Annotated in this window: 24 protein-coding genes and 1 pseudogene; 20 read left to right on the forward strand and 5 right to left on the reverse strand. The window is 65.0% G+C overall.

Translation table 11 applies throughout. From position 1 onward, the window contains the following. Positions 1–90: 90 nt before the first annotated feature. Positions 91–1,077 carry a malate dehydrogenase gene (locus tag CFB50_RS23100; RefSeq protein WP_069251130.1) on the reverse strand — a complete coding sequence of 329 codons (987 nt, stop codon included), beginning with the start codon at positions 1,075–1,077 and terminating at the stop codon, positions 91–93. A gap of 288 nt (positions 1,078–1,365) precedes the next feature. Between CFB50_RS23100 and CFB50_RS23105 the strand changes: the two genes are divergently transcribed. The 7 genes from CFB50_RS23105 (at position 1,366) to gltA (ending at position 7,296) form a co-directional block, all read left to right on the forward strand. After that, the gene (locus CFB50_RS23105) at positions 1,366–2,190 is read left to right on the forward strand and encodes a GntR family transcriptional regulator (RefSeq protein ID WP_039358249.1); all 825 of its coding nucleotides are present in this window, start codon (positions 1,366–1,368) and stop codon (positions 2,188–2,190) included. A gap of 170 nt (positions 2,191–2,360) precedes the next feature. Further along, positions 2,361–2,777, forward strand: coding sequence for a succinate dehydrogenase, cytochrome b556 subunit (sdhC, locus tag CFB50_RS23110; RefSeq protein WP_069251131.1), 417 nt, complete (start codon positions 2,361–2,363; stop codon positions 2,775–2,777). A gap of 4 nt (positions 2,778–2,781) precedes the next feature. Continuing rightward, a complete protein-coding gene (sdhD, locus tag CFB50_RS23115; protein WP_011355745.1) occupies positions 2,782–3,150 on the forward strand; it encodes a succinate dehydrogenase, hydrophobic membrane anchor protein in 369 nt (122 codons plus the stop codon). A 3-nt stretch (positions 3,151–3,153) separates the two neighbouring features. Continuing rightward, positions 3,154–4,929, forward strand: a complete 1,776-nt coding sequence (gene sdhA, locus CFB50_RS23120) for a succinate dehydrogenase flavoprotein subunit (protein WP_069251132.1) — start codon at positions 3,154–3,156, stop codon at positions 4,927–4,929. A gap of 21 nt (positions 4,930–4,950) precedes the next feature. Then, on the forward strand, positions 4,951–5,652 hold the full coding sequence (locus tag CFB50_RS23125) for a succinate dehydrogenase iron-sulfur subunit (protein WP_011355743.1): 702 nt from the start codon (positions 4,951–4,953) through the stop codon (positions 5,650–5,652). Between the two features lie 6 nt (positions 5,653–5,658). After that, on the forward strand, positions 5,659–5,928 hold the full coding sequence (locus tag CFB50_RS23130; protein WP_039358259.1) for an FAD assembly factor SdhE: 270 nt from the start codon (positions 5,659–5,661) through the stop codon (positions 5,926–5,928). Positions 5,929–5,994: 66 nt separating this feature from the next. Next, a complete protein-coding gene (gene gltA / locus CFB50_RS23135) occupies positions 5,995–7,296 on the forward strand; it encodes a citrate synthase (protein WP_069251133.1) in 1,302 nt (433 codons plus the stop codon). 90 nt (positions 7,297–7,386) lie between these two features. Here gltA and CFB50_RS23140 read toward each other — a convergent pair whose 3' ends face one another. Further along, on the reverse strand, positions 7,387–8,364 hold the full coding sequence (locus CFB50_RS23140) for a helix-turn-helix domain-containing protein (protein ID WP_089447384.1): 978 nt from the start codon (positions 8,362–8,364) through the stop codon (positions 7,387–7,389). A gap of 71 nt (positions 8,365–8,435) precedes the next feature. Here CFB50_RS23140 and CFB50_RS23145 point away from each other — a divergent pair, with 71 nt between their 5' ends. The 5 genes from CFB50_RS23145 (at position 8,436) to CFB50_RS23165 (ending at position 13,352) form a co-directional block, all read left to right on the forward strand. Continuing rightward, positions 8,436–8,825 (forward strand): VOC family protein, encoded by a 390-nt coding sequence (locus tag CFB50_RS23145; RefSeq protein WP_089447385.1) that lies wholly within the window; start codon positions 8,436–8,438, stop codon positions 8,823–8,825. A gap of 110 nt (positions 8,826–8,935) precedes the next feature. Then, complete coding sequence (locus tag CFB50_RS23150) at positions 8,936–10,186, forward strand: DUF1479 domain-containing protein (protein ID WP_089447386.1); 1,251 nt, start codon at positions 8,936–8,938, stop codon at positions 10,184–10,186. Positions 10,187–10,395: 209 nt separating this feature from the next. Then, entirely contained in the window at positions 10,396–11,154 is a 759-nt protein-coding gene (locus tag CFB50_RS23155) for a dimethylarginine dimethylaminohydrolase family protein (protein WP_089447387.1), read from the forward strand. A 98-nt stretch (positions 11,155–11,252) separates the two neighbouring features. Continuing rightward, complete coding sequence (locus tag CFB50_RS23160) at positions 11,253–11,717, forward strand: Lrp/AsnC family transcriptional regulator (protein ID WP_089447388.1); 465 nt, start codon at positions 11,253–11,255, stop codon at positions 11,715–11,717. Positions 11,718–11,819: 102 nt separating this feature from the next. Beyond that, complete coding sequence (locus tag CFB50_RS23165) at positions 11,820–13,352, forward strand: amino acid permease (protein ID WP_089447389.1); 1,533 nt, start codon at positions 11,820–11,822, stop codon at positions 13,350–13,352. Positions 13,353–13,519: 167 nt separating this feature from the next. Here the strand turns inward: CFB50_RS23165 and CFB50_RS23170 are convergent, their stop codons facing one another. Together CFB50_RS23170 and CFB50_RS23175 are read right to left on the reverse strand one after the other, a co-directional pair. Further along, positions 13,520–14,245, reverse strand: a complete 726-nt coding sequence (locus CFB50_RS23170) for a glutathione S-transferase (RefSeq protein WP_069252887.1) — start codon at positions 14,243–14,245, stop codon at positions 13,520–13,522. A gap of 128 nt (positions 14,246–14,373) precedes the next feature. Further along, on the reverse strand, positions 14,374–14,697 hold the full coding sequence (locus CFB50_RS23175) for a cupin domain-containing protein (RefSeq protein ID WP_089447390.1): 324 nt from the start codon (positions 14,695–14,697) through the stop codon (positions 14,374–14,376). Positions 14,698–15,087: 390 nt separating this feature from the next. Here CFB50_RS23175 and CFB50_RS23180 point away from each other — a divergent pair, with 390 nt between their 5' ends. From CFB50_RS23180 to asd, 8 genes and pseudogenes are all read left to right on the forward strand, one after another. Continuing rightward, entirely contained in the window at positions 15,088–15,909 is an 822-nt protein-coding gene (locus CFB50_RS23180) for a hypothetical protein (protein ID WP_089447391.1), read from the forward strand. Between the two features lie 30 nt (positions 15,910–15,939). Then, positions 15,940–16,707, forward strand: coding sequence for a Tat pathway signal protein (locus tag CFB50_RS23185; RefSeq protein WP_089448400.1), 768 nt, complete (start codon positions 15,940–15,942; stop codon positions 16,705–16,707). A gap of 92 nt (positions 16,708–16,799) precedes the next feature. Next, positions 16,800–17,282, forward strand: a pseudogene (locus CFB50_RS23190) (cytochrome-c peroxidase); the annotation flags it as partial. Between the two features lie 204 nt (positions 17,283–17,486). Then, positions 17,487–18,896, forward strand: a complete 1,410-nt coding sequence (gene leuC / locus CFB50_RS23195; RefSeq protein WP_089447392.1) for a 3-isopropylmalate dehydratase large subunit — start codon at positions 17,487–17,489, stop codon at positions 18,894–18,896. 3 nt (positions 18,897–18,899) lie between these two features. Next, positions 18,900–19,046, forward strand: a complete 147-nt coding sequence (locus CFB50_RS23200) for an entericidin A/B family lipoprotein (RefSeq protein ID WP_011548098.1) — start codon at positions 18,900–18,902, stop codon at positions 19,044–19,046. Positions 19,047–19,114: 68 nt separating this feature from the next. After that, positions 19,115–19,765, forward strand: a complete 651-nt coding sequence (gene leuD / locus CFB50_RS23205) for a 3-isopropylmalate dehydratase small subunit (RefSeq protein WP_039358292.1) — start codon at positions 19,115–19,117, stop codon at positions 19,763–19,765. Positions 19,766–19,844: 79 nt separating this feature from the next. Next, complete coding sequence (gene leuB / locus CFB50_RS23210; protein WP_046549898.1) at positions 19,845–20,912, forward strand: 3-isopropylmalate dehydrogenase; 1,068 nt, start codon at positions 19,845–19,847, stop codon at positions 20,910–20,912. 299 nt (positions 20,913–21,211) lie between these two features. Next, entirely contained in the window at positions 21,212–22,333 is a 1,122-nt protein-coding gene (gene asd / locus CFB50_RS23220) for an aspartate-semialdehyde dehydrogenase (RefSeq protein WP_089447393.1), read from the forward strand. A gap of 104 nt (positions 22,334–22,437) precedes the next feature. On the opposite strand, the gene flgE is transcribed toward asd, so the two are convergent. After that, the gene (flgE, locus tag CFB50_RS23225) at positions 22,438–23,682 is read right to left on the reverse strand and encodes a flagellar hook protein FlgE (RefSeq protein WP_089447394.1); all 1,245 of its coding nucleotides are present in this window, start codon (positions 23,680–23,682) and stop codon (positions 22,438–22,440) included. Between the last annotated feature and the right edge of the window lie 382 nt (positions 23,683–24,064).

A 24,064-nucleotide genomic window follows, 5' to 3' on the forward strand; every position in this document is an offset into this window, starting at 1 on the left:
CGCGGATCGGATCGGTCGGCCGGGCCGGCGGCATGCCGGCCCGGGCCGAAACCGGGCTGCCCGAGGGCCGCCCGGCGAGGTGCTTGATGCTTAGTTCTTCAGCAGGTGGGCGACGCCATCGCGCTCTTCGAGCAGCTCGGCCAGCGTGCCGTCCATCTTCTCGCGCGAGAACGCGTCGATTTCCAGGCCTTCGACGCGCTTGTATTCACCATTTTCGCAGGTGACCGGCACGCCGTAGATGATGTCTTCGGGGATGCCGTACGAGCCGTCCGACGGGATGCCCATCGTGACCCACTTGCCGTTCGTGCCGAGGACCCAGTCACGCACGTGGTCGATCGCTGCGTTCGCTGCCGACGCTGCCGACGACAGGCCGCGCGCTTCGATGATCGCCGCGCCGCGCTTGCCGACGGTCGGGATGAACGTGTCGCGGTTCCACACGTCGTCGTTGATCAGCTTCAGCAGCGATTCGCCTTCGGCGGTCGCGAAGCGGAAGTCGGGGTACATCGTCGGCGAGTGGTTGCCCCACACGGCGAGCTTCTCGATCGATGCGACCGGCTTGCCCGACTTCGCTGCGAGCTGCGACAGCGCGCGGTTGTGGTCGAGGCGCAGCATGGCCGTGAAGTTCTTCTTCGGCAGATCCGGTGCCGACTTCATCGCGATGTAGGCGTTCGTGTTCGCCGGGTTGCCGACGACCAGCACCTTCACGTCGCGGCTCGCGACTTCGTTCAGCGCAGCGCCCTGAACCGTGAAGATTTCGGCGTTTGCCGACAGCAGGTCCTTGCGCTCCATGCCCTTCGAGCGCGGACGTGCGCCGACCAGCAGTGCGACGTCGGCATCCTTGAATGCGACCTTCGGATCATCGGTGATCACGACGCCCGACAGCAGCGGGAACGCGCAATCGTCGAGTTCCATCACGACGCCTTTGACGGCGCCTTGGGCTTGCGGGAGGTCGAGCAGTTGCAGGATGACCGGCTGGTCCTTGCCGAGCAGGTCGCCGTTCGCGATGCGGAACAGCAGGGAGTAAGCGATTTGACCTGCGGCGCCGGTGACGGCAACGCGCTTTGCGGGCTTAGCCATTGAAAATCTCCAGGACGGGTGAAGCGTTGGACACTCGCGAAAACGCCATTCTATGCGCGTTGTGCTGAGTGTTGCATTGAAGCAGGGCGGAGGACTCGCGATGGCAGACGCGGTGAACCTGGAGACGGCCGTGGCACGTAGCCGGGGACGCGCTTTTGCACCCGCGAACCCTTGCTCGACCCGGAGTGTAGGAGCCGTCCGGCTCAAAGTCAAACGGTATCATATGTCTTATATAAGACAGATGTTTTGCGGAAATTGAGTGGACTTAAAAGTGCGGTTTGTGATGAAATGCGCGCCATGACATCGAACCAGGCGAATACCGCGAATCAGACCGGCGCAGGCGGCCCAGGGCAGCCGGGCGCGAGCGATCCCGCACCTTCGCCTGCGGCGGCTCCGTCGCCGACGTTCAGCCCGTTATACCAGCAGATTAAGTCATTGATCACGCAAAGTCTCGAAACCGGCGAGTGGAAGCCGGGCGAGATCATCCCGAGCGAGGTGGAGCTCGCGGCCCGCTACAAGGTCAGCCAGGGCACCGTCCGCAAGGCGATCGACGAGCTGGCCGCCGAAAACCTCGTGGTCCGGCGGCAGGGCAAGGGCACTTTTGTTGCAACGCACAATGAAGATCGTGCGCAGTTCCGCTTCCTGCGGCTGCTGGCCGACGACGGTGCCGAGCATCCGCACGTGAGCCGCCTGCTCGAATGCCGGCGCCTGCGCGCGCCGGCCGAGATCGCGCGGCAACTCGACCTGAAGCCGGCCGATCCCGTCGTGCAGGTGCGCCGCCTGCTGGAGTTCGAGAACGAAGTGACGGTGCTGGACGAGATCTGGCTGCCGGGCGCGATGTTCCGCGGGCTCACGTTCGAGCGGCTGAGCGAGTACAAGGGGCCGCTCTACGCGATGTTCGAGACGGAGTTCGGCACGCGGATGATCCGCGCGACGGAAAAGATCCGCGCGGTAGCGGCGGAGCCGGCGGTGGCCGACCTGCTGCACGTGCCGGCAGGTTTCCCGTTGCTGTCGGTCGAGCGTGTGTCCTATACATACGGAGACCGGCCGGTGGAAGTGCGTCGCGGCTGGTATGTCACAACCGGGTACTACTATCAGAATGACTTGAGTTGACGGTGTATCGGCTCAAGCCGAGTGCGTTCGCGTTCCCCACGTTCGCGAAGCACGTTTCGGGCCGCCTTTGTTCTTGTTCGCGCAACTATCCAGAGCAGACTTTCGCTGCAGCGCGATATAAAAAGGCGCTAAAATCGCGGATTAGTGTGACAACATAGTAGGGGTCTAGCATGACTGATGCAGTAAGAAAGCCGAGGCCGGAATACCGGAACATCGGACTCGCCGATATCACGATGAAATATCGCATGCCGCTGGCAGCGACTTTGTCGATTCTCCATCGAGTCAGCGGCGCGCTGCTGTTCCTGTTCCTGCCGTTCTTGCTGTTCCTCTTCGACCAGAGCCTCACCTCCGAGCTCAGCTTCGAAGTCTTCAAGCAGTTCCTCTCCAACATTATCGTCAAGCTGATCGTCCTCGCACTGTCGTGGGCCTTCTTCCACCATTTCTGCGCCGGCATTCGCCACCTGCTGATGGACGTCAACCACGACGCCGTCACGAAGGAAGGCGGCAAGCGGACGGCAGTCGTCGTCTTTGTCGTCTCGATCGCGCTGACGATCGCCATGGCACTCAAACTGTTCGGAGCATTCTAAGAAAATGGCAGCCAATAACCGAATCGGCTCGAAGCGCCTCGTCGTCGGCGCACATTACGGCCTGCGCGACTGGCTTGCGCAGCGCATCACCGCCACGATCATGGCGGTCTACACGGTCATTCTGCTCGTCCTGTTCTTCGGCGCGCACGATTTCTCGTACGAAGGCTGGGCCTCGATCTTCGCCGCGCAATGGATGAAGCTCGCGACCTTCGTGATGCTGCTTTCCCTCTTCTACCACGCATGGGTCGGCGTGCGCGACATCTGGATGGACTACGTGAAGCCCGTCGGTGTGCGCCTGCTGCTGCAATCGCTGACCATCGTCTGGCTGCTCGCATGTGCGGGCTACGCCGCGCAGATTCTCTGGAGAGTGTAAAGAATGGCTGCAATCAAAACTTCCCTCCCGCGCCGCAAGTTTGACGTCGTGATCGTCGGCGCAGGCGGCTCCGGCTTGCGCGCAGCGCTGCAACTGTCGCGCGCGGGCCTGTCGGTCGGCGTGCTGTCGAAGGTGTTCCCGACCCGTTCGCACACGGTGGCCGCGCAGGGCGGTATCGGTGCGTCGCTCGGCAACATGAGCGAAGACAACTGGCACTTCCACTTCTACGACACGATCAAGGGCTCCGACTGGCTCGGCGACCAGGACGCGATCGAGTTCATGTGCCGTGAAGCGCCGAACGTCGTGTACGAACTCGAGCACTTCGGCATGCCGTTCGACCGCAACGCGGACGGCACGATCTACCAGCGCCCGTTCGGCGGCCACACCGCGAACTACGGCGAGAAGCCGGTCCAGCGCGCCTGCGCGGCCGCCGACCGTACCGGTCACGCGCTGCTGCACACGCTGTACCAGCAGAACGTCGAAGCGAAGACGCAGTTCTTCGTCGAATGGATGGCGCTCGACCTGATCCGCGACGCGGACGGCGACGTGCTCGGCGTGACGGCCCTCGAGATGGAGACGGGTGACGTCTACATCATGGAAGGCAAGACGACGCTGTTCGCGACGGGCGGCGCAGGCCGGATCTTCGCGGCATCGACCAACGCGTTCATCAACACCGGCGACGGCCTCGGCATGGCGGCGCGTTCGGGCATCGCGCTGCAGGACATGGAGTTCTGGCAGTTCCACCCGACCGGCGTGGCCGGCGCGGGTGTGCTGATCACCGAAGGCGTGCGCGGCGAAGGCGGTATCCTGCGCAACGCGAACGGCGAGCGCTTCATGGAGCGCTACGCGCCGACGCTGAAGGATCTGGCGCCGCGTGACTTCGTGTCGCGTTCGATGGACCAGGAAATCAAGGAAGGCCGCGGCGTGGGTCCGAACAAGGATCACGTGCTGCTCGACCTGTCGCACATCGGCGCCGAGACGATCATGAAGCGTCTGCCGTCGATCCGCGAAATCGCGCTGAAGTTCGCGAACGTCGACGCGATCAAGGAACCGATCCCGGTCGTCCCGACGATCCACTACCAGATGGGCGGCATCCCGACCAACATCCACGGTCAGGTCGTCGGCACGTCGCGCGGTCACAAGGATCCGGTCAACGGCTTCTACGCAGTGGGCGAATGCTCGTGCGTGTCCGTGCACGGCGCGAACCGCCTCGGCACGAACTCGCTGCTGGACCTCGTGGTGTTCGGCCGTGCGGCCGGCAACCACATCGTCGAGCACGTGAAGAACCAGAAGGAACACAAGCCGCTGCCGGCCGATGCAGGCGAGTTCTCGCTGGCGCGCCTGAACAAGCTCGACAAGTCGAGCTCGGGCGAGTACACGCAGGACGTCGCGAACGACATCCGCGCGACGATGCAGAAGCACGCAGGCGTGTTCCGCACGTCGGAGCTGCTGAAGGAAGGCGTCGACCAGATGGCCGGCCTGAAGGCGCGCGTGGAAAACATCCACCTGAAGGACAAGTCGAAGGTGTTCAACACCGCGCGCGTCGAAGCGCTCGAGCTGGAGAACCTGATCGAAGTGGCCCGCGCGACGATGGTGTCGGCGGAAGCGCGCAAGGAAAGCCGTGGCGCACACGCGCACAGCGACTACGAACACCGCGACGACGACAACTGGCTGCGCCACACGCTGTGGTACAGCGAAGGCGATCGCCTCGACTACAAGCCGGTTCAAATGAAGCCGCTGACGGTCGAATCCGTGCCGCCGAAGCCGCGCACGTTCTAAGCCGAGTCAAAGGAATCCGAAATGGCAAAACGCATTTTTGAAGTCTACCGCTACGATCCGGACAAGGACGCAGCGCCGCGCATGCAGACGTACGAACTGGAGCTCGAGCACGAGCGCATGCTACTCGACGCACTGGTCAAGCTGAAGGCCGTGGACGAGACGCTGTCGTTCCGCCGTTCGTGCCGTGAAGGCGTGTGCGGTTCGGACGCGATGAACATCAACGGCAAGAACGGTCTCGCGTGCCTGACGAACCTGAACGACCTGCCGCAGAAGATCGTGCTGCGTCCGCTGCCGGGGCTGCCCGTCGTGCGTGACCTGATCGTCGACATGACGCACTTCTTCAACCAGTACCACTCGATCAAGCCGTACCTGATCAACGACGCGCCGCCGCCGGAGAAGGAACGCCTCCAGTCGCCGGAAGAGCGCGACGAGCTCGACGGCGTGTATGAGTGCATTCTGTGCGCGAGCTGCTCGACGTCGTGCCCGAGCTTCTGGTGGAACCCGGACAAGTTCGTCGGCCCGGCCGGCCTGCTGCAGGCTTACCGCTTCATCGCGGACAGCCGCGACACGGCCACCGGCGAGCGTCTCGACAACCTGGAAGACCCGTACCGTCTGTTCCGTTGCCACACGATCATGAACTGCGTCGACGTTTGCCCGAAGGGCCTGAACCCGACGAAGGCGATCGGCAAGATCAAGGAACTGATGGTCCGCCGCGCTGTTTAAGTCGAGATGAGCGATTCGCATCAATCCGACCCGCACCGTCGCGCACGCCTTCGCTGGCGTGCGCGGCGGGGTCTGCTGGAGAACGACATCATTTTCGAGCGTTTCTTCAGCAGATACGAGCATGACCTCACCGATGCAGACGTAGGCGCGTTGTCGCGCCTGCTCGATCTGAGCGACAACGACCTGATGGACTTGCTCCTCGCGCGCAAGGAACCAGAAGGCGACCTAGACAGCCCGGATATTCACCGGCTGTTGGAGATGCTGCGCAACGTGTAACGCCAAGGTGTAACGCGTTGTGCCCGTTATCGAATCCCGTTTCTTTATTTCGATTGAGGATGTGCCATGACTCCGTCTGATGTTAAAGCCACGCTATCGTTCAGCGACAACTCGCCGAGCGTCGAACTGCCGATCTACAAGGGCACGATGGGCCCGGACGTGATCGACATCCGCAAGCTGTACGGCCAGACCGGCAAGTTCACGTACGACCCGGGCTTCATGTCGACGGCAGCTTGTAATTCGGCGATCACGTACATCGACGGCGACAAGGGCGAGCTGCTGTACCGCGGCTACCCGATCGACAACCTCGCGCAAAACGCGGACTTCCTCGAAAGCTGCTACCTGCTGCTGAAGGGCGAACTGCCGAACGCAGCGCAGAAAAAGGAATTCGTCGACACCGTCACGAAGCACACGATGGTGCACGAGCAGATGCACTTCTTCTTCCGTGGCTTCCGTCGCGACGCACACCCGATGGCGATCCTGGTCGCTGCAGTCGGCGCGCTGTCGGCGTTCTACCACGACTCGCTCGACATCAACGATCCGCGTCACCGTGACGTGTCGGCGATCCGCATGATCGCGAAGCTGCCGACGCTCGTCGCGATGGCGTACAAGTACAGCATCGGCCAGCCGTTCGTGTATCCGAAGAACTCGCTGTCGTACAGCGCGAACTTCATGCACATGATGTTCTCGAACCCGTGCGAAGAGTACAAGGTCAACGACGTGCTCGTCCGCGCGCTCGACCGCATCCTGATCCTGCACGCCGACCACGAGCAGAACGCATCGACGTCGACCGTCCGTCTGGCCGGCTCGTCGGGCGCGAACCCGTTCGCCTGTATCGCTGCCGGTATCGCCTGTCTGTGGGGCCCGGCGCACGGTGGTGCGAACGAAGCCGCGCTGAACATGCTCGAGCAGATCGGTTCGCCGGACAACATCCCCGAATTCATCAAGCAGGTGAAGGACAAGAATTCGGGCGTGAAGCTGATGGGCTTCGGTCATCGCGTGTACAAGAACTACGACCCGCGTGCGAAGCTGATGCGCGAAACGTGCTACGAAGTGCTGAACGAACTGGGCCTGCACGACGACCCGCTGTTCAAGCTCGCGATGCAGCTCGAGAAAATCGCGCTGGAAGACGAATACTTCGTGTCGCGCAAGCTGTACCCGAACGTCGACTTCTACTCGGGCATCGTCCAGCGCGCGCTGGGCATCCCGACGTCGATGTTCACGTGTATCTTCGCGATGGCACGTACGGTCGGCTGGATCGCACAGTGGAACGAAATGATCGGCGATCCGGAACAGAAGATCGGCCGTCCGCGTCAGCTGTTCATCGGCGATACGCCGCGCGAAGCGAAGCCGCTCAACGCACGTTAAGTCGTGCGCGGCGCGAACGGCCGGCTGGCCGCTCGCGTCGGGCGATCGCAACGCCACGACACCCCGACGGGTCATCCCGTCGGGGTGTTTTCATTTGTGCGGCCGAGCTTCGCCCGGGCCGGCGCAGCGCTCAAGCGACGGCGGGCGCGTGTCGAGTGCGGGTGCGTCGTCATCGGGCGCGTGGCCGTGCTGCACGAAGAATTGCCGGTATGCGCCGGGCGTCATCCCGCGTGCGGCGAGGAACTGGCGATTGAAGTTCGCGGCATTCGGAATGCCGCAGCGCGCGGCCACGGTCGCGATCGGCCAGTCGGTGCCGACGAGATGACGGCACGCGTGCGCAAGCCGCAGCCGCTGCACGTAGCGGCCGACGCTTTCGCCGAGATGCCGGACGAACAGGCGCTGCAAAGTGCGTTCGGACATGTGCGCGGTGGCGGCGAGCGCGTCGATGCGCAACGGCTCGTGGAAGTGCCGGTCGATCGCATCGAGCACGCGGTCGAGGCGTTCGGCTTCCGGGGCGGCGACGTTGGCGGGCGGGGTCGTGCCGTCGGCCCGGTCGTACGCGTGTGCGGTGGCGAGCGGTTCGCTGCCGGCTTCCGCGAGATCGGCGAGCGTGTCGAGTGCCGCCGCGAGCCGGGTGCGCGGCGACGGATCGAGCAACTGCGGCAACCTTGCGCGCATCGCGCGGGCCGCGTCCGTGTCGAAGCGCAAGCCCGGTGCGGCACGCCGCAACAGCGAGCGCAGCGGTACGTATTCGGGGCAACAGTCGGCCAGGCGCCGCGCCCAGTCGCCGTCGAACCAGATGACGAGCGCGACTTCGGGCGCATCGCGATCGATGCGTGCATTCGACGACCAGGTATGCGGCAGGTTGGGCGGCACGAGCACCAGGTCGTCGTCCGCGTAGTGCGCGACGTGATCGCCGATGAAGCGCCGGCCGCGGCTGTTGAGCGTCAGCGTCAGCTCGTATTCGGGATGGTGATGCCATTCGAACGGAATGCGCGCGAGCTGACGGTGATAGACGCGGATCGAACAGCCGGGGGCGAACGTCACGTGCTCGTACTGCGGTTTCATCGCGGCCTCCGGGGGAGAGCGGCATCGCACCGTGGCATGATCGTGGGCGATCGTCACGACGGAGCGATGCCATGTTTTCACATGTTTGCGTGGGGGTGTCCGACACCGCGCGCGCCTACGATTTCTACGCGCCGCTGTTCGCGGAACTCGGGCTGCGCCTGAAATTCCGCGAGCCGGACGGCTGGTCGGGCTGGATGCCGCCTGACACCGACCGGCCGCTGTTCTTCTTCGGCCAGCCGCTCGACGGCCGCGCGCCCGAACCGGGCAATGGCCACACGATCGCGTTCGTTGCGCAGACCCGCGCGCACGTCGATCGCTGTCACGCGCTCGCGCTGCTTCACGGAGGCACCTGCGAAGGGGCGCCGGGCCTGCGGCCGGACTATCACCGCGACTACTACGGCGCGTATTTCCGCGATCCGGACGGCAACAAGCTGTGCGTGGTCTGCCATCGTCCGGAGTGACACACGGTTGTCCGGATTGTATCGATAGTTGGCTGGATAGTGGTAATCGCGACCGCGCGCCGGCCGTACGCTGACAGCACATCACGACACCTGTCAGCGAGGAGACCACGATGCAACTGACGATTGACGACCTGCCTGCCGCGATTCGCGACGCGAAAAGGGCGCTGTGCGCCGACTTGCCCGGTTATGCGGCCACGTTCCGCGAACTTGAGGGCGATATCGCGCGGCAGGTCGACGCGATTCGGCGTGCGCATGCGCATGGTCATGACGTGATTCCGGTGGTGCCGTTCGCGGACATCGCGGGCGGGGCCGTCGATCCGCACGCGATTGCCGCGATCCGCACGCATGGCGCGGTCGTGATCCGTGGCGTATTCGATCCGCAGCAGGCGTGCGACTGGAACGACGAGATCGGCGCGTACCTGAACGCGAACCGTTTCACCGAGCGGCTGCACGCACGTGCCGAGGACCGCTATTTCGGCAACCTCGCGTCGGGCAAGCCGCAGATCTACGGCGTCTACTGGTCGAAGCCGCAGGTGGCCGCGCGCCAGTCGCCGGCCCTGACCCAGGCGCGCGTGTTCCTGAACCGCCTGTGGCGGCACGCGGACGGCGGCCGCACGCACTTCGATCCCGACCAGGTGCCGGCCTATGCGGACCGGATTCGCCGCCGCCCGCCCGGCTCGACGTCGCTCGGGCTGTCGCCGCATGTCGACGGCGGTTCGGTCGAGCGCTGGCTCGGCGCGAATTTCCGGCAGGTCTACCGTCACGTGCTGGCCGGCCGCTGGCGCGATTACGATCCGTTCGATGCGGCGTTCCGTCCCGACGTCGAGGAGATTCCGTCGCCGGCCGTGTGCTCGATGTTCCGCACGTTCCAGGGCTGGACCGCACTGACGCCGCAGGGGCCCGGCGACGGCACGCTGCAGTTGATCCCGGTGGCGAACGCGATGGCCTACGTCGTGCTGCGTGCGCTGCAGGACGACGTGGCCGACGACGACCTCTGCGGCGCGCGCCCGGGCCGCGCGCTGTCGATCCGGCCCGAATGGCACGCGCTGCTGCTCGACGCGCTGGTGCCGATCCCGCACATGGAGCCGGGCGACGCGGTGTTCTGGCACGGCGACGTCGTGCACGCGGTCGAGGATGCGCACCGCGGCAGCGGCGACAGCAACGTGATGTACATCGCGGCCGCGCCCGGTTGCGCGAAGAACGACGCGTACCTGCAGCGCCAGCGCGCTGCGTTCCTGCGCGGCGAAAGCCCGCCCGATTTCCCGGCCGATCATTTCGAGGTCGAATTCGACGGGCGGGGCGGGGAGGACGATCTCACGGCGCTCGGTCGTTCGCAGATGGGGTTCGGGGCGGGCGTGTAGCAAGCGTGCCGCCCGTGAAAGCGGCGGCTCGCCAGGCGGCGAACGGCGGGCTGCCGAATCCGCTGCGCGCCGCGCGCAATTCGACGCAATCGGCTGTCGGCGCCGCCGAAATCGACGCGAATTGCGCAATTTGGCTTCCGATAATGGTCCGGACACAACGCAGCCGCCCCGTGTGAAGCACGGGTGCGGCGCTGACCATGGAGGAGTCGATGCAATTCACGCAAGCGATCGTTCGTCGCCCCGCGCCGTCCTGTGGCGCGGGCCTGACCACCGCCGAACTCGGCGCGCCCGACTACGACAAGACGCTCACCCAGTTCCATGCTTACTGCGAAGCGCTGCGCACGCTCGGCGTCCAGCTGACCGAGCTGCCGCCGCTGGACGCGTTCCCCGATTCGCACTTCGTCGAGGACACCGCGGTCGTGACGCCGGAATTCGCGGTGATCACGCGCCCCGGTGCGCCGGCGCGGCGTGGCGAGACGGTGCATATCGAAGCGGCGCTGGCCGCGCATCGCGACCTGCTGCCGATGCAGGACGGCCGCCTCGACGGTGGTGACGTGATGCAGGTCGGCAAGCGCTTCTACATTGGCCTGACGGGCCGTACCGACGCCGAAGGCATCGCCGCGTTCGAATCGCTCGTATCGCGCTACGGCTATTCGGTCGTCGCGGTGCCGGTGGGCGCCGGCCTGCATCTCAAGTCGGTCGTCAACGCGCTCGGCGACGACACGCTGCTCGTGACCGAAGCGCTGGCCGGGCATCCGGCCTTCGCCGACTATCGCCGGATCGCGATCTCGGCCGCCGACGAATACGCGGGCAACACGCTGCGCGTGAACGGCACGCTGATCACCCCGGCCGGCTACCCGCGCGTGCACGACGCGATCGCGTCGCTCGGGCTGCCGCTGCACGTGATCGATACGAGCGAGTTCCGCAAGATGGACGGCGGCCTGACCTGCCTGTCGCTGCGGTTCTAGCCGATTGGCGCGCGGCCGCTTCGGCCGGATAATGTGGCCCCCGCGCGGTACAGGAGACGTTCCGCGCACCAGCCACGACCCGACCGGAGCGAACGCGGATGACCGACAAGAAGATGCAGCTCGACAAGATCGATCTCCGGATCCTCGACATCCTGCGCACCGACGGGCGGATTTCCTACCGGAAGCTGTCGGAACTCGTGAACCTCACGCCGCGGCCGTGCCAGGCGCGCGTGGAGCGGCTCGAGGCGCTCGGCGTGATCGAAGGGTACCGTGCCGTGATCAAGGCGCCGCGCGCGACCAAGCCGATCGTCGTGATCGCGCAGATCACGCTGGCAGACCACGGGCGTTCGCAGGCGCCGTTCGAGGACGAAATGCGGACGAATCCGGCCGTGCTCGATTGCTGGCTCGTCAGCGGCACGTTCGATTTTCTCGTGCGGCTCGCGTGCGAGGATCTCGACGAGTACCGGCGGATCGCGAACGTGTGGCTGGAAAGCCCGCGGTTCCGGATCGAGAAGATCGTGACGACGGCCGAACTGCAGGCGATCAAGCGCAGCGTCGTGTGATGCGGCCGGCCGGGAAGGGCCGGTTTCGACGCAAATGACCGGGCCTGACGATTTGCATTCCGAAGCAAATTGTCAGGCTCCAATCGAACCAGGGTGAACACTATGGATGCTTTGCAAGCGGCAGCGGAGACGGCCGCACCGTCCGGAACGACGCTGAAGCGCCGTCTGCAGGGCCGCCACATCGCGATGATCGCGATCGGCGGCTCGATCGGCACGGGGTTGTTCGTCGCGTCGGGTGCGTCGGTTGCCCAGGCGGGGCCGGGCGGGGCGATCGCCGCGTATATCGCGATCGGGCTGATGGTGTACTTCGTCGTCACGGGCCTCGGCGAGATGGCCGCGCTGATGCCGGTATCGGGCTCGTTCGCGATCTACGGCGAGAAGTACGTCGACGAAGGCTTCGGCGTCGCGCTCGGCTGGACCTACTGGTACAGCTGGGCCGTGACGATCGCGATCGAGCTGGTCGCCGCGCAGATCGTGATGCGCTACTGGTTTCCGACCGTACCCGGCATCTGGTGGGGCGCGGGTTTCCTCGTGCTGATCTTCCTGCTGAATACGCTCTCGGTGCGCGGTTTCGGCGAATCGGAATACTGGTTCTCGCTGATCAAGGTCGTCACCGTGGTCGCGTTCATCGCGGCCGGGCTGCTGATCGCCGCCGGCCTGATCGGGAACGGGCATCCGGTCGGTTTGCGCAACTTCACGACGGGCGACGCACCGTTCGTCGGCGGGGTGCACGCGATGATGAGCGTCGCGCTGATCGCGGGCTTCTCGTTTCTCGGCACCGAGCTGGTCGGGATCACGGCCGGCGAATCGGAAAACCCGCGCAAGACGATCCCGCGTGCGGTGAAGCAGATCTTCTGGCGGATCATGCTGTTCTACGTGTTCGCGATCTTCGTGATCGGGCTGCTGGTGCCGTACACGGACCCGAACCTGCTGAAGAGCGACGTGACCGATATCGGCGTGAGCCCGTTCACGCTGGTGTTCAGCCACGCGGGTTTCCGGCTTGCGGCCGGCGCGATGAATCTCGTGATCCTGACGGCCGTGCTGTCGGCCGGCAATTCCGGGACTTACGCGGCGACGCGGATGCTGTACAACCTCGCGGCGGAAGGGCGCGCGCCGGCGATGTTCGCGACGCTGTCGCCGGGCGGCGTGCCGCGCAACGCGCTGTACGCGACGATGGCCGTCGGCGGGCTGTGCTTCCTCACGTCGCTGACCAACAACCAGAGCATCTACCTGTGGCTGCTGAACACGGTCGGCATCACGGGCTTCATCGCGTGGCTCGGCATCGCGGTCTGCCATTACCGGTTCCGCAAGGGGTTCCTGAAGCAGGGCTACCGGCTCGATCAGCTGCCGTACCGCGCGAAATGGTTCCCGTTCGGGCCGCTGTTCGCGATCGCGATCTGCATCGTGATTTCGCTCGGGCAGGATTACCAGGCGTTCTTCGCGGCCCGCATCGACTGGATGGAAGTGCTGTCGATCTACGTGTGGATTCCGCTGTTCGTCGCGATCTGGTGGGCGTATCGCCGTGCGCGCAAGAGCCGGCTCGTGCGCTACGAGGAGATGGACATCGGGCCGTGGCTGACGCGCTCGGTCGAGACCGTCGATGCAGCGGCCACGCAGCACGGGCAGTCGCACTGACTGCCTGGTACCGAAAGCGCGATAACGGGAGCCGGCATGTTTTGTCCGGCGGGCTCCGATGCGTGCGGCTAGCGTGTGGCGTCATCTGCACGAGACGCCGGTCGCCGCGTGAGCAGCGGGCATCCGCCGCCCTGCATGAAGGAAGCGGTGCGGATGCCGTGCCGGCGTTACTTGTCCAGCTCCGGATAGTGCCGGAAGATGCCCATGTCGTTGAACGGGATGCGGCGTTCCGACTCGAGATAGAGCGCGACAGGCGGATGCAGTGCAACACGGTCGTGCAGTGCAACCAGCGCCGCGATCTTCCGCTCCGCACGCTTCATCGCTTTCGGAAACGCGTAGCGCAGGCCCTCGATCAACTGGAACATCGACAGGTCCGCATAGCTGAGTGCATTGCCGGCGAGGTAGCCGCTCTTGTGCGGATTCTGGTCGAGCACACGCTCGAAGTAACCGAGGAATTTCGGCAGCCGGTTTTCGAGGAAATCGGCGGCACGCTCGGCGGCTTCCGCCTGTTGATCCTCGTAGTAGAGGCCGCTTGCGATCGGATGGTGCGTGTCGTGGATCTCGGTGACGAAATCGGCGACGGTCAACTGAAGCTGGTGCACCCACAGCCGGCCGGCTTCGTCGTCGGGCGCGAGCCCCAGCCGCGCGCCGAGAAACAGCAGGATGTTCGCGGTCTGCCCGATGACGACGTCGCCGGCCTTCAGGAACGGCGGCGCGAACGGCACGCATTCCGCCTTCGTGCTGTCCATCATGCGCATCATGGCCGGCACGCCCATGCCGCGGCCCGATTCGCGCGCGACGTCGACATAGTCGGCTCCGGCCGCTTCGAGCGCGAGCCGCACGTACTCGCCTCGGCCCTGGATCTCGGGCCAGTAATACAGTTCGTATCGCATGCTGTTTTCCCGTTCGTTGAGCCGGCTGCCACCGGCATCGTGACGACCGGGCGGCCACGCGTCGCGCGCCACCCGCTGCGAATAGACAGTCTAGGCGATCGCAGGAAAAGTGCCGCGTGCGTCGTGCGTTACGCGCCGCGCTCGCCGCCTTCGGGGCCGTAGAAGAACACCCACGTCGAGAAGTCGTCGGAGAAGCCGATGAAGCGGTGCTCGGCGTGTGCCGGGACGAACAACACATCACCGGCCGCGACTTCGCATTCGCGTCCGTCGACGACGAAGCGCGACGTGCCCGTGGCGATCGCGTAGACCTCGTCGCGCGTATGCGGCTTCTGCTTGTCCTCGATGCACGGCCGGTACAGCTCGACGTCGAGCGTGCCGTGGCGAAACAGCGTCGTGAAGAGCGTGCCTTCTTCGTCGAGGCGGGCGAGCGATTCGTTCAGGCCGAGCTTCATGGCGGGGGCTCCGGGTCTGGATCGTGGGGATCGGGCCATACGGGTCGTGCCATCGTAGCGCGAAATGCCGGGGCGTCATACGGCGCGCGGGACGCGCGATCGCCATCCGTGGAACGAGTCACGCGGGCGCTCGCCATACATGAAACAGCGGTGTCCATCCGTGAAACGACGATGCGATTGCGCGGATTCTATCGTGAGCTTCACCGCAATTTAATAAACACCGACTACGATCCGGCCTCGTCAATCGACAGAGACGCAGCGATTCGATCCGCGCTGCGGCACTGCCGTCCGTCGCCCACCTGCGCGACCCGCCCGATTGCCATTTCCCGTGACCGTGAATGCGACGCCGAGGTATCCCGTCGACGTTATTCGCATCATTTCGTATTTCTTATGAAACTGAATCCGCTGGCTGCTTCACGCAGAAAATTCCTGGCCGCCGCGCCGGCCGTCGCGGCGGTGCCGCTGCTGAGCGCGTGCGGTGGCGACGACGTTACGTCGGCACCCGTGACCGACGCGGCGCTGGCCGTGCAAATGTCCGCGAAGCTGAATAGGCAGCTCGGCGATGCCGCGACGGTCGGCGCGATCCAGCCGGCGCTGACCGACGTCGGCTTTACCTGGGACTTGCCGTCGATGCCGGCGGCCCAGGTCGGCGCGATCGTCGCGTACAGCTTCGGCAATCGCCCGAACGCGGCAAGCGGCAATACGTCGAGCACGGGCGGCAACCAGTCCGCGCTGCCCGATCCGGGGCCCGTCAACGAAGCGCTCGCGGACGCCGTCTACCGTATTCGGCAACTGAAACCGGTCAAGGTCTACGCGCAGTGGGAGATTGCGCGCTTTCTCGTGTCGAAATACGGGATGGGCGCCGACGTGCTGTCGTCGATCGAGCCCGTGATCGCGAGCGACGGCACGATCGTGTACCTCAGTACGGCGGGCGTGGCCGCCGAGGCCGTGTCGCGTGCGGGCGGCGCGGCCGCGATGGGCAGCGTCGCGGTGGTCGGTCATCGGGATCACGCGAAGCGCTGCATCCAGACCTCGCAACAGGTCGGCATGAAGGCGGCCGCGGTTGCCGAGGTGGCGTTGCCGACGCTTTACGACCCGCAGTCGGGCCAGCCGTGGACGCGTAACCGCAGCCTGTACCTCGTGCACGACATGTATGCGCAGATGCTCGGCCGCGCGATCGGCGCGACGATGCAGGCGTTCCCGAAGGGCTGACGCGCTTTCTTTCTCCCGATTCCGATGACCATGCAGACCCGCCGCCATTTTCTCGCTTCCGTTTCCGCTTCCGCGCTGGCCGCGACCGGTGCCGCCAATACGCCGGCCTTCGCGAGCGACGCGCCTGTTTCAGACGCCGAACTGCAACGCCAGATGCTCGGCAAGCTGACGAACGAACTGAACGACCGCGCAGCCGCCACCGACGAGACCGGTTACCTGTTCGATACGTTTTTCTCGTGGATGCCGCCGACCGTCCAGAACACGGCGATCAACACGATTGCCGCATTCAGCTTCGGCAGTCGCGCTGCGGCGTCGTCCGGTGCCGCGCCGGTGCCGGGCCCGGTGAACGAGGCGATTGCCGGCGCCGTGTTCCTGCTGCGCCAGAAGGTTGCCGTGCGGATCTTCGCGCAGCAGGAAGTCGCGAGCGTGCTCGCGTCGAAATACGGGCTGACGGCCGGCGTGACGTCGATCGCGACCCCGGCCCTGGCCGCCGGCAGCCCGATACCGACGCCAGACGGCGTCGCTGCCGCGATCGTCAAGCAGGCCGGCCCGGCTGCGGCACTCGGCAACGTCGGTGTCGTCACCCATACGGATCAGGCGTCGCTTGCCGTGCGCGTGTCGAATGCCGCGGGGATGCAGGCCGCGGTGCCGGCGGGCCTGACGCTGCCGTCGCTTTACGACGTGTCCGCGCAGATGCCCGCATTGCGGCGCCGCGATCTCTACCTGCTGAGCAACGTCGGCGTGCAGCTGGGCATGCTGCGGCTCGACCTGATCAAGCGCGAATACCCGAACGGCTGAAGCCGCCGGACGTTCGCGGAGCATTTCCCGTTCATCCACCTCTTCAATTCCGGAATCGTCATGTCCTTTCGTTTTTGGTTGCGTGCCACGCGCTGACCGACTTCACGTTCGAGGCGCTCGGCGTGCCGCGTAACCGCGAATTGCGCGCGAACGCGAATCCCGACTACTACGACCTAGGGCTGTGCGGCCCCGTACGGAAGGACCAGGTGGCGGACCGCGCGAACTGCGGGTTGTTCAAGACGCCTTCGCTGCATAACACGTCACTGCGCCGAGTGTTCTTCCACAACGGCCGTTTCCAAACGCTGAAGGACGCGCTGCGCTTCTACGTGCAGCGCGATACCGACCCCGCGAAGTGGTATCCGGCCGACCGGCACGGCCGCGTCGTGCAGTACGACGACCTGCCTGCGCCTCTGCGCGTGAACGTCGACACGACGGACGAGCCGCTCACGCGCAAGCGCGGCGAGAAACCGGTGTGGAGCGCGCGCGATATCGACGATGTCGCGGCTTTCCTCGCGACGCTCGACGACGGGTATGTGCCGCCGGCGAAAGCGGCCGGCCGGCGCGTGTCGCCCTGACACGCGCAACGGCGCGGCAGCGGCAATCGCCGCCGCGCCGTGGTGTCCGCGTTGCCGGGTAATGCTTATCCGGGTATCGCCTGTACCACCCAACTCACTGTTTTTATTCACTTTTTCCGTTATCGTGGTACTCCATGGGCCGATTTTGCGTGGCATAATCGATCACATCCGCAAGGCTTGTAGTCACAACGACCCCGCATACCCATGGCACAGACTCTCTACGACAAACTGTGGAACACCCACGTGGTCCACACCGAGGAAGACGGCACGACCCTGCTCTACATCGACCGTCAGCTGCTGCATGAAGTCACGAGCCCGCAGGCATTCGAAGGGCTGAAGATGGCGCAGCGTCCGGTGTGGCGCATCAGCGCGAACCTGGCCGTGTCGGACCACAACGTGCCGACCACCGATCGCAGCCACGGCATTGCCGATCCCGTCTCGAAGCTCCAGGTCGACACGCTCGACGCGAACTGCGATGCGTTCGGCATCACGCAGTTCAAGATGAACGACGTGCGCCAGGGCATCGTCCACATCATCGGGCCGGAACAGGGCGCGACGCTGCCGGGCATGACGATCGTGTGCGGCGATTCGCATACGTCGACGCACGGCGCATTCGGTGCGCTCGCGCACGGCATCGGCACGTCGGAAGTCGAGCACGTGCTCGCCACGCAAACCCTGCTGCAGAAGAAGAGCAAGAACATGCTCGTGAAGGTCGAGGGCACGCTGCCGCGCGGTTGTACCGCGAAGGACATCGTGCTCGCGATCATCGGCAAGATCGGCACGGCCGGCGGCACGGGCTACGCGATCGAATTCGGCGGCTCGACGATCCGCGCGCTGACGATGGAAGGCCGCATGACCGTCTGCAACATGGCGATCGAGGCCGGTGCGCGCGCAGGCATGGTTGCGGTGGACGACACGACGATCGACTACCTGAAGGGCCGCCCGTTCGTGCCGACCGGCGCGGAATGGGACCAGGCCGTCGAATACTGGCGCCAGTTCAAGTCGGACGATGGCGCGCAGTTCGATCGCGTGGTCGAGCTGAACGCAGCCGAAATCGTCCCGCAGGTCACGTGGGGCACGTCGCCGGAAATGGTCACGTCGATCGACGGCCGCGTGCCCGATCCCGAGCGCGAGAAGGATCCGGTCAAGCGCGATGCGATGGAGCGTGCGCTGGCCTACATGGCGCTCGAGCCCAACACGCCGATCGAATCGATCAAGGTCGACAAGATCTTCATCGGCTCGTGCACGAACGCGCGAATCGAAGACATCCGCGCAGCCGCGTATGTCGTGAAGAAGCTGAACCGTCGCATCGCATCGAACGTGCGGCTCGCGATGGTCGTGCCGGGCTCGGGCCTCGTGAAGGCACAGGCCGAGCGCGAAGGGCTCGACAAGGTGTTCACGGACGCCGGCTTCGAATGGCGCGAGCCGGGCTGCTCGATGTGCCTCGCGATGAATGCCGACCGGCTCGATCCGGGCGAGCGCTGCGCGTCGACGTCGAACCGCAACTTCGAAGGCCGGCAGGGCGCGGGCGGTCGTACGCACCTCGTGAGCCCCGCGATGGCGGCGGCCGCGGCGATCGAAGGCCACTTCGTCGACATTCGCCAGCTGGGGTAACGCGTGACGGCATCGAAGGTCATTGCGCGGCTGGTTGCCGCGCTGGCGCTGGCGGGGCTGGGTTTCGGCCTCGCGGGCTGCAATACCGTCCGAGGCTTCGGGGAAGACGTCAACGCCGCCGGCAGCGCGCTGAAGCGCGCCGCGGAGTGACGTTTCCCGCCGAGAATTTGTCGATGTGCGCCGGCTGAATGCCGGCCCTGCAACCGGATAGACGGATCATGGAAAAATTCACTGTACATACCGGCGTCGTGGCGCCGCTCGATCGCGAGAACGTCGACACCGACGCGATCATCCCGAAGCAGTTCCTGAAGTCGATCAAGCGCACGGGCTTCGGTCCGAACGCGTTCGACGAATGGCGTTACCTCGATCACGGCGAGCCGGGCCAGGACAACTCGAAGCGTCCGCTGAATCCCGACTTCGTGCTGAACCAGCCGCGCTACCAGGGCGCATCCGTGCTGCTCGCGCGCAAGAACTTCGGCTGCGGCAGCTCGCGCGAGCATGCGCCGTGGGCGCTGCAGCAGTACGGCTTCCGCGCGATCATCGCGCCGAGCTTCGCGGACATCTTCTTCAACAACTGCTACAAGAACGGCCTGCTGCCGATCGTGCTGACCGAGCAGCAGGTCGATCACCTGTTCAACGAGACGGTCGCGTTCAACGGCTTCGAAGTCACGGTCGACCTCGACGCGCAGGTCGTGCGCACGGGCGACGGCCGCGAGTATCCGTTCGAGATCGCCGCGTTCCGCAAGTACTGCCTGCTGAACGGCTTCGACGACATCGGCCTCACGCTGCGCCACGCGGACAAGATCCGCCAGTTCGAAGCCGAGCGCCTCGTGAAGCAGCCGTGGCTCAACACCAAGCTGGTCGGCTGAGATCGCCTTTCGGGCGGGCGCGCCGGCGGCGCGTTCGCCGGCCTGCCTCCATAAAAACCTACCCAGTCAGGAATTTCGCATGAAGATTGCAGTGCTGCCCGGCGACGGCATCGGTCCGGAAATCGTCAATGAAGCCGTGAAGGTGCTGAACGCACTCGACGAGAAGTTCGAACTCGAACAGGCGCCGGTCGGCGGCGCGGGCTACGAGGCAAGCGGCCATCCGCTGCCCGACGCGACGCTGAAGCTCGCGAAGGAAGCCGATGCGATCCTGTTCGGCGCCGTGGGCGACTGGAAGTACGACTCGCTCGAGCGCGCGCTGCGCCCCGAGCAGGCGATCCTCGGGCTGCGCAAGCACCTCGAGCTGTTCGCGAACTTCCGTCCGGCGATCTGCTATCCGCAGCTCGTCGATGCTTCGCCGCTGAAGCCCGAGCTGGTCGCGGGCCTCGATATCCTGATCGTGCGCGAACTGAACGGCGACATCTACTTCGGCCAGCCGCGCGGCGTGCGCGCCGCACCGGACGGCCTGTTCGCCGGCGAGCGCGAAGGCTTCGACACGATGCGCTATTCGGAACCGGAAGTGCGCCGCATCGCGCACGTCGCGTTCCAGGCGGCCCGCAAGCGCGCGAAGAAGCTGCTGTCGGTCGACAAGGCGAACGTGCTCGAGACGTCGCAGTTCTGGCGCGACATCATGATCGACGTGTCGAAGGAATACGCGGACGTCGAGCTGTCGCACATGTACGTCGACAACGCGGCGATGCAGCTCGCGAAGGCGCCGAAGCAGTTCGACGTGATCGTCACCGGCAACATGTTCGGCGACATCCTGTCGGATGAAGCGTCGATGCTGACGGGCTCGATCGGCATGCTGCCGTCGGCATCGCTCGACAAGAACAACAAGGGCCTGTACGAGCCGTCGCACGGTTCGGCGCCGGACATCGCGGGCAAGGGCATCGCGAACCCGCTCGCGACGATCCTGTCGGCCGCGATGATGCTGCGCTACTCGCTGAATCGCGCCGAGCAGGCCGATCGCATCGAGCGCGCGGTGAAAACGGTGCTCGAACAGGGCTACCGCACGGGCGATATCGCGACGCCGGGCTGCCAGCAGGTGGGCACGACGGCGATGGGCGACGCGGTGGTCGCGGCGCTGTAACGCAATCATGTAGAAAGGGTGCGAACGGGCCGCGAAATCGGCCGGTTCGCGTGCGGTTGGCCGTTGTGCGGGCCACCGGCTTTGTGTAGACTCGAACGATGGCGCATCTTTCCCTGATCTCCCCGGTCTTGAAACTCCACGGCAACACAGCCCGTGCGGGTGCGCGCGCCATCGTCATCACGAAAACCATTACCACGAAAACGATCATTAAACGCTGATCGTCCGTCGTGCCCGCCTATTTCCCCGCGCGGTCACACCGGGGACGGAAATGGCGGGGAAGCTCCATCAAAGGGTTAGTCATGAACGTAGGTCTCGTAGGTTGGCGCGGCATGGTCGGCAGCGTCCTGATGCAGCGCATGCAGGAAGAGGGCGATTTCGACCTGATCGAACCGGTGTTTTTCAGCACCAGCAACACGGGCGGCAAAGCGCCGTCGTTCGCGAAAAACGAGACTACGCTCAAGGACGCGACCAACGTCGACGAGCTGAAGAAGTGCGACGTGATCATCACGTGCCAGGGCGGCGACTACACGAACGACGTGTTCCCGAAGCTGCGCGCGGCCGGCTGGAACGGCTACTGGATCGATGCGGCATCGTCGCTGCGGATGAAGGACGACGCGGTCATCATCCTCGATCCGGTCAACCTCGACGTGATCAAGGACGCGCTCGTCAAGGGCCAGAAGAACTTCATCGGCGGCAACTGCACGGTCAGCCTGATGCTGATGGCACTCGGCGGCCTGTTCCGCGAGAACCTCGTCGACTGGATGACGGCGATGACCTACCAGGCCGCATCCGGCGCGGGCGCGCAGAACATGCGCGAGCTGCTGGCGCAGATGGGCACGCTGAACGGCGCGGTGAAGGAGCAGCTCGCCGATCCGGCTTCCGCGATCCTCGACATCGACCGCCGCGTGCTGGCCGCGATGAACAGCGATGCGATGCCGACGAGCAACTTCGGCGTGCCGCTCGCCGGTTCGCTGATTCCGTGGATCGACAAGGATCTCGGCAACGGGATGTCGAAGGAAGAGTGGAAGGGCGGCGCGGAAACCAACAAGATCCTCGGCAAGCCGGCCATGGGCGAGCCGGGTTCGATCCCGGTCGATGGCCTGTGCGTGCGGATCGGCGCAATGCGCTGCCACTCGCAGGCGCTGACGATCAAGCTGAACAAGGACGTGCCGCTCGACGAGATCAACGGCATCCTCGCATCGGCGAACGACTGGGTGAAGGTCGTGCCGAACGAGCGTGAAGCGTCGATGCGCGACCTGTCGCCGGCGAACGTCACGGGCACGCTGACGGTGCCGGTCGGCCGCCTGCGCAAGCTCGCGATGGGCGGTGAATACCTGTCGGCGTTCACGGTCGGCGACCAGCTGCTGTGGGGTGCCGCCGAGCCGCTGCGCCGCATGCTGCGCATCCTGCTCGACAAGTAAGTTGCGTGTCCGGCCCGCGATATGCGGGCCGCGGTGCACAAGATAGCGCGCCGCGTCGGCCTTGACGATATCAAGGCTGGCGCGGCGCGTTTTTCATGTGCCGGTCAGCGCATGTTCAGGAGCGTCTGGTCGACGGCCTGCTGCGCCTTGATCGTCTGCGCATTGGCCTGGTAATCGCGCTGCGCCTTGATCAGGTTCACGAGCTCGGTCGTCAGGTTGACGTTCGAGTTTTCCAGCGCGCTCCCCTGCAGCGTGCCGTGGTTCGTGCTGCCCGGCGCGGAGATCTGCGGCACGCCCGACGCGGCGGTTTCCGCGTACTGGTTGCCGCCGATGTTCTCGAGCCCGTTCGGATTGTTGAAGTTCGCGAGCGCGATCAGGCCGAGCACCGCGCTCTGGCCGTTCGAGTAATTGCCGGTGAGCTTGCCGTCGGTGCCGATCGAGAACGTCGTCAGCGTGCCGCTCGCGAAACCGTCCTGTGCGAGGTTGTTCACGCCGCTTTTCCCGCCGAACTGCGTCGTGCCGGTCAGGTCGAGCGTCAGGTTCTGCGGATTGGCGCCGCCCGACGCGTTGGGGATCGAGAACGCGAACTGGCCGAGGCTCGGCGTCGGCTGGCCGGTTGCGGCCGACGTCGTCGAGCTGATCCGGCCCGATGCGTCGAACGTGACGGTGCCGAGATGCGTCGGCGTCTGGCCCTGCACGCCCGCGTAGGCCTGCCAGGTGCCGGCCGCGTTCTTCGTGAAATACATCGACACCTGTTGCGCGCCGCCGAGCGTGTCGTACACCTGGATCGACGAATTGTAGTTGTACGTGGTGTTGTCGCCCGCGTTGAACGGCGTCTTGGCCGGCACCTTGTCCTGCGAGTTCAGGTTGAACTGGCCGGTGATCTTCGTCGTCGCCTGCGGTGCGATGTTGCTTGTCGGCGCTTGCAGCGGCACGGTCGCCGCGGTATTGATCGCGCCGCCCGGGCCTGCCGCATAGCCCATCAGGTTGCGGTTCTGCGCGTCGACGATGGCGCCGCTCTTGTCGCGGTGGAATACGCCGTCACGCGAGTACGTCGTCACGCCGTTGTTCGACATCTGGAAGAAGCCGTTGCCGTTGATCGCGATGTCGAGCGACGACTTCGTCGAGTTGATCGTCCCCTGGCCGAATTGTTGCTGCACCGACGTGAGCCGCGTGCCGATGCCGATCTGCGTGTTGGTCGACGTCGCGACCGAATTCGCATACATGTCGGCGAAGTTCGCGCGACCCTGCTTGAAGCCAACTGTGTTGGCGTTCGCAATGTTGTTGCCGATCACGTCGAGATGGTTCGCCGCGCCGGCCAACCCGCTCAAACCCTGTTGATAGCCCATGTTCGATCCCCGTAACGAGCTGGTGAGTAAATGCAGTCGTGCGACTGCGCGATGCCTCCCTGGCACCTCACGGCGTCGGCCCGGCCGACCGCGTTCCCGCTTTTATGGCGGGTGTGAGCGCGATGGTCGAACTGCGCCGATTCTTGTTTGAGGACGATCCTAGCGACGGCAATTATTCGATCTGTGTAATTTTGTGTAATGAAATTGAATTGCTGTCGAAATGTTTGATTTCGTATGAGCGATGAGGCGGAGGTCAGGCTGGGGAGCCTTGTGGGGCGGGGGTTTTGCGGCGGGAATGCTCAATTTTGCGATCAGAGAGGGGAATTGGCCTCTTATCGATCAATTGAAATTTATTTGAATAAGATAATGGTCGGATGGATTT

This window comes from Burkholderia sp. AU33423 (assembly GCF_002223135.1).
In the GTDB taxonomy this organism is placed as follows: domain Bacteria; phylum Pseudomonadota; class Gammaproteobacteria; order Burkholderiales; family Burkholderiaceae; genus Burkholderia; species Burkholderia lata_D.

Bases quoted from the DNA above. Each gene is read 5' to 3' on its own strand.
- CFB50_RS23100 (WP_069251130.1), bottom strand. From the start codon at position 1,077: ATGGCTAAGCCCGCAAAGCGCGTTGCCGTCACCGGCGCCGCAGGTCAA.
- CFB50_RS23105 (WP_039358249.1), top strand. From the start codon at position 1,366: ATGCGCGCCATGACATCGAACCAGGCGAATACCGCGAATCAGACCGGC.
- sdhC (WP_069251131.1), top strand. From the start codon at position 2,361: ATGACTGATGCAGTAAGAAAGCCGAGGCCGGAATACCGGAACATCGGA.
- sdhD (WP_011355745.1), top strand. From the start codon at position 2,782: ATGGCAGCCAATAACCGAATCGGCTCGAAGCGCCTCGTCGTCGGCGCA.
- sdhA (WP_069251132.1), top strand. From the start codon at position 3,154: ATGGCTGCAATCAAAACTTCCCTCCCGCGCCGCAAGTTTGACGTCGTG.
- CFB50_RS23125 (WP_011355743.1), top strand. From the start codon at position 4,951: ATGGCAAAACGCATTTTTGAAGTCTACCGCTACGATCCGGACAAGGAC.
- CFB50_RS23130 (WP_039358259.1), top strand. From the start codon at position 5,659: ATGAGCGATTCGCATCAATCCGACCCGCACCGTCGCGCACGCCTTCGC.
- gltA (WP_069251133.1), top strand. From the start codon at position 5,995: ATGACTCCGTCTGATGTTAAAGCCACGCTATCGTTCAGCGACAACTCG.
- CFB50_RS23140 (WP_089447384.1), bottom strand. From the start codon at position 8,364: ATGAAACCGCAGTACGAGCACGTGACGTTCGCCCCCGGCTGTTCGATC.
- CFB50_RS23145 (WP_089447385.1), top strand. From the start codon at position 8,436: ATGTTTTCACATGTTTGCGTGGGGGTGTCCGACACCGCGCGCGCCTAC.
- CFB50_RS23150 (WP_089447386.1), top strand. From the start codon at position 8,936: ATGCAACTGACGATTGACGACCTGCCTGCCGCGATTCGCGACGCGAAA.
- CFB50_RS23155 (WP_089447387.1), top strand. From the start codon at position 10,396: ATGCAATTCACGCAAGCGATCGTTCGTCGCCCCGCGCCGTCCTGTGGC.
- CFB50_RS23160 (WP_089447388.1), top strand. From the start codon at position 11,253: ATGACCGACAAGAAGATGCAGCTCGACAAGATCGATCTCCGGATCCTC.
- CFB50_RS23165 (WP_089447389.1), top strand. From the start codon at position 11,820: ATGGATGCTTTGCAAGCGGCAGCGGAGACGGCCGCACCGTCCGGAACG.
- CFB50_RS23170 (WP_069252887.1), bottom strand. From the start codon at position 14,245: ATGCGATACGAACTGTATTACTGGCCCGAGATCCAGGGCCGAGGCGAG.
- CFB50_RS23175 (WP_089447390.1), bottom strand. From the start codon at position 14,697: ATGAAGCTCGGCCTGAACGAATCGCTCGCCCGCCTCGACGAAGAAGGC.
- CFB50_RS23180 (WP_089447391.1), top strand. From the start codon at position 15,088: ATGAAACTGAATCCGCTGGCTGCTTCACGCAGAAAATTCCTGGCCGCC.
- CFB50_RS23185 (WP_089448400.1), top strand. From the start codon at position 15,940: ATGCAGACCCGCCGCCATTTTCTCGCTTCCGTTTCCGCTTCCGCGCTG.
- leuC (WP_089447392.1), top strand. From the start codon at position 17,487: ATGGCACAGACTCTCTACGACAAACTGTGGAACACCCACGTGGTCCAC.
- leuD (WP_039358292.1), top strand. From the start codon at position 19,115: ATGGAAAAATTCACTGTACATACCGGCGTCGTGGCGCCGCTCGATCGC.
- leuB (WP_046549898.1), top strand. From the start codon at position 19,845: ATGAAGATTGCAGTGCTGCCCGGCGACGGCATCGGTCCGGAAATCGTC.
- asd (WP_089447393.1), top strand. From the start codon at position 21,212: ATGAACGTAGGTCTCGTAGGTTGGCGCGGCATGGTCGGCAGCGTCCTG.
- flgE (WP_089447394.1), bottom strand. From the start codon at position 23,682: ATGGGCTATCAACAGGGTTTGAGCGGGTTGGCCGGCGCGGCGAACCAT.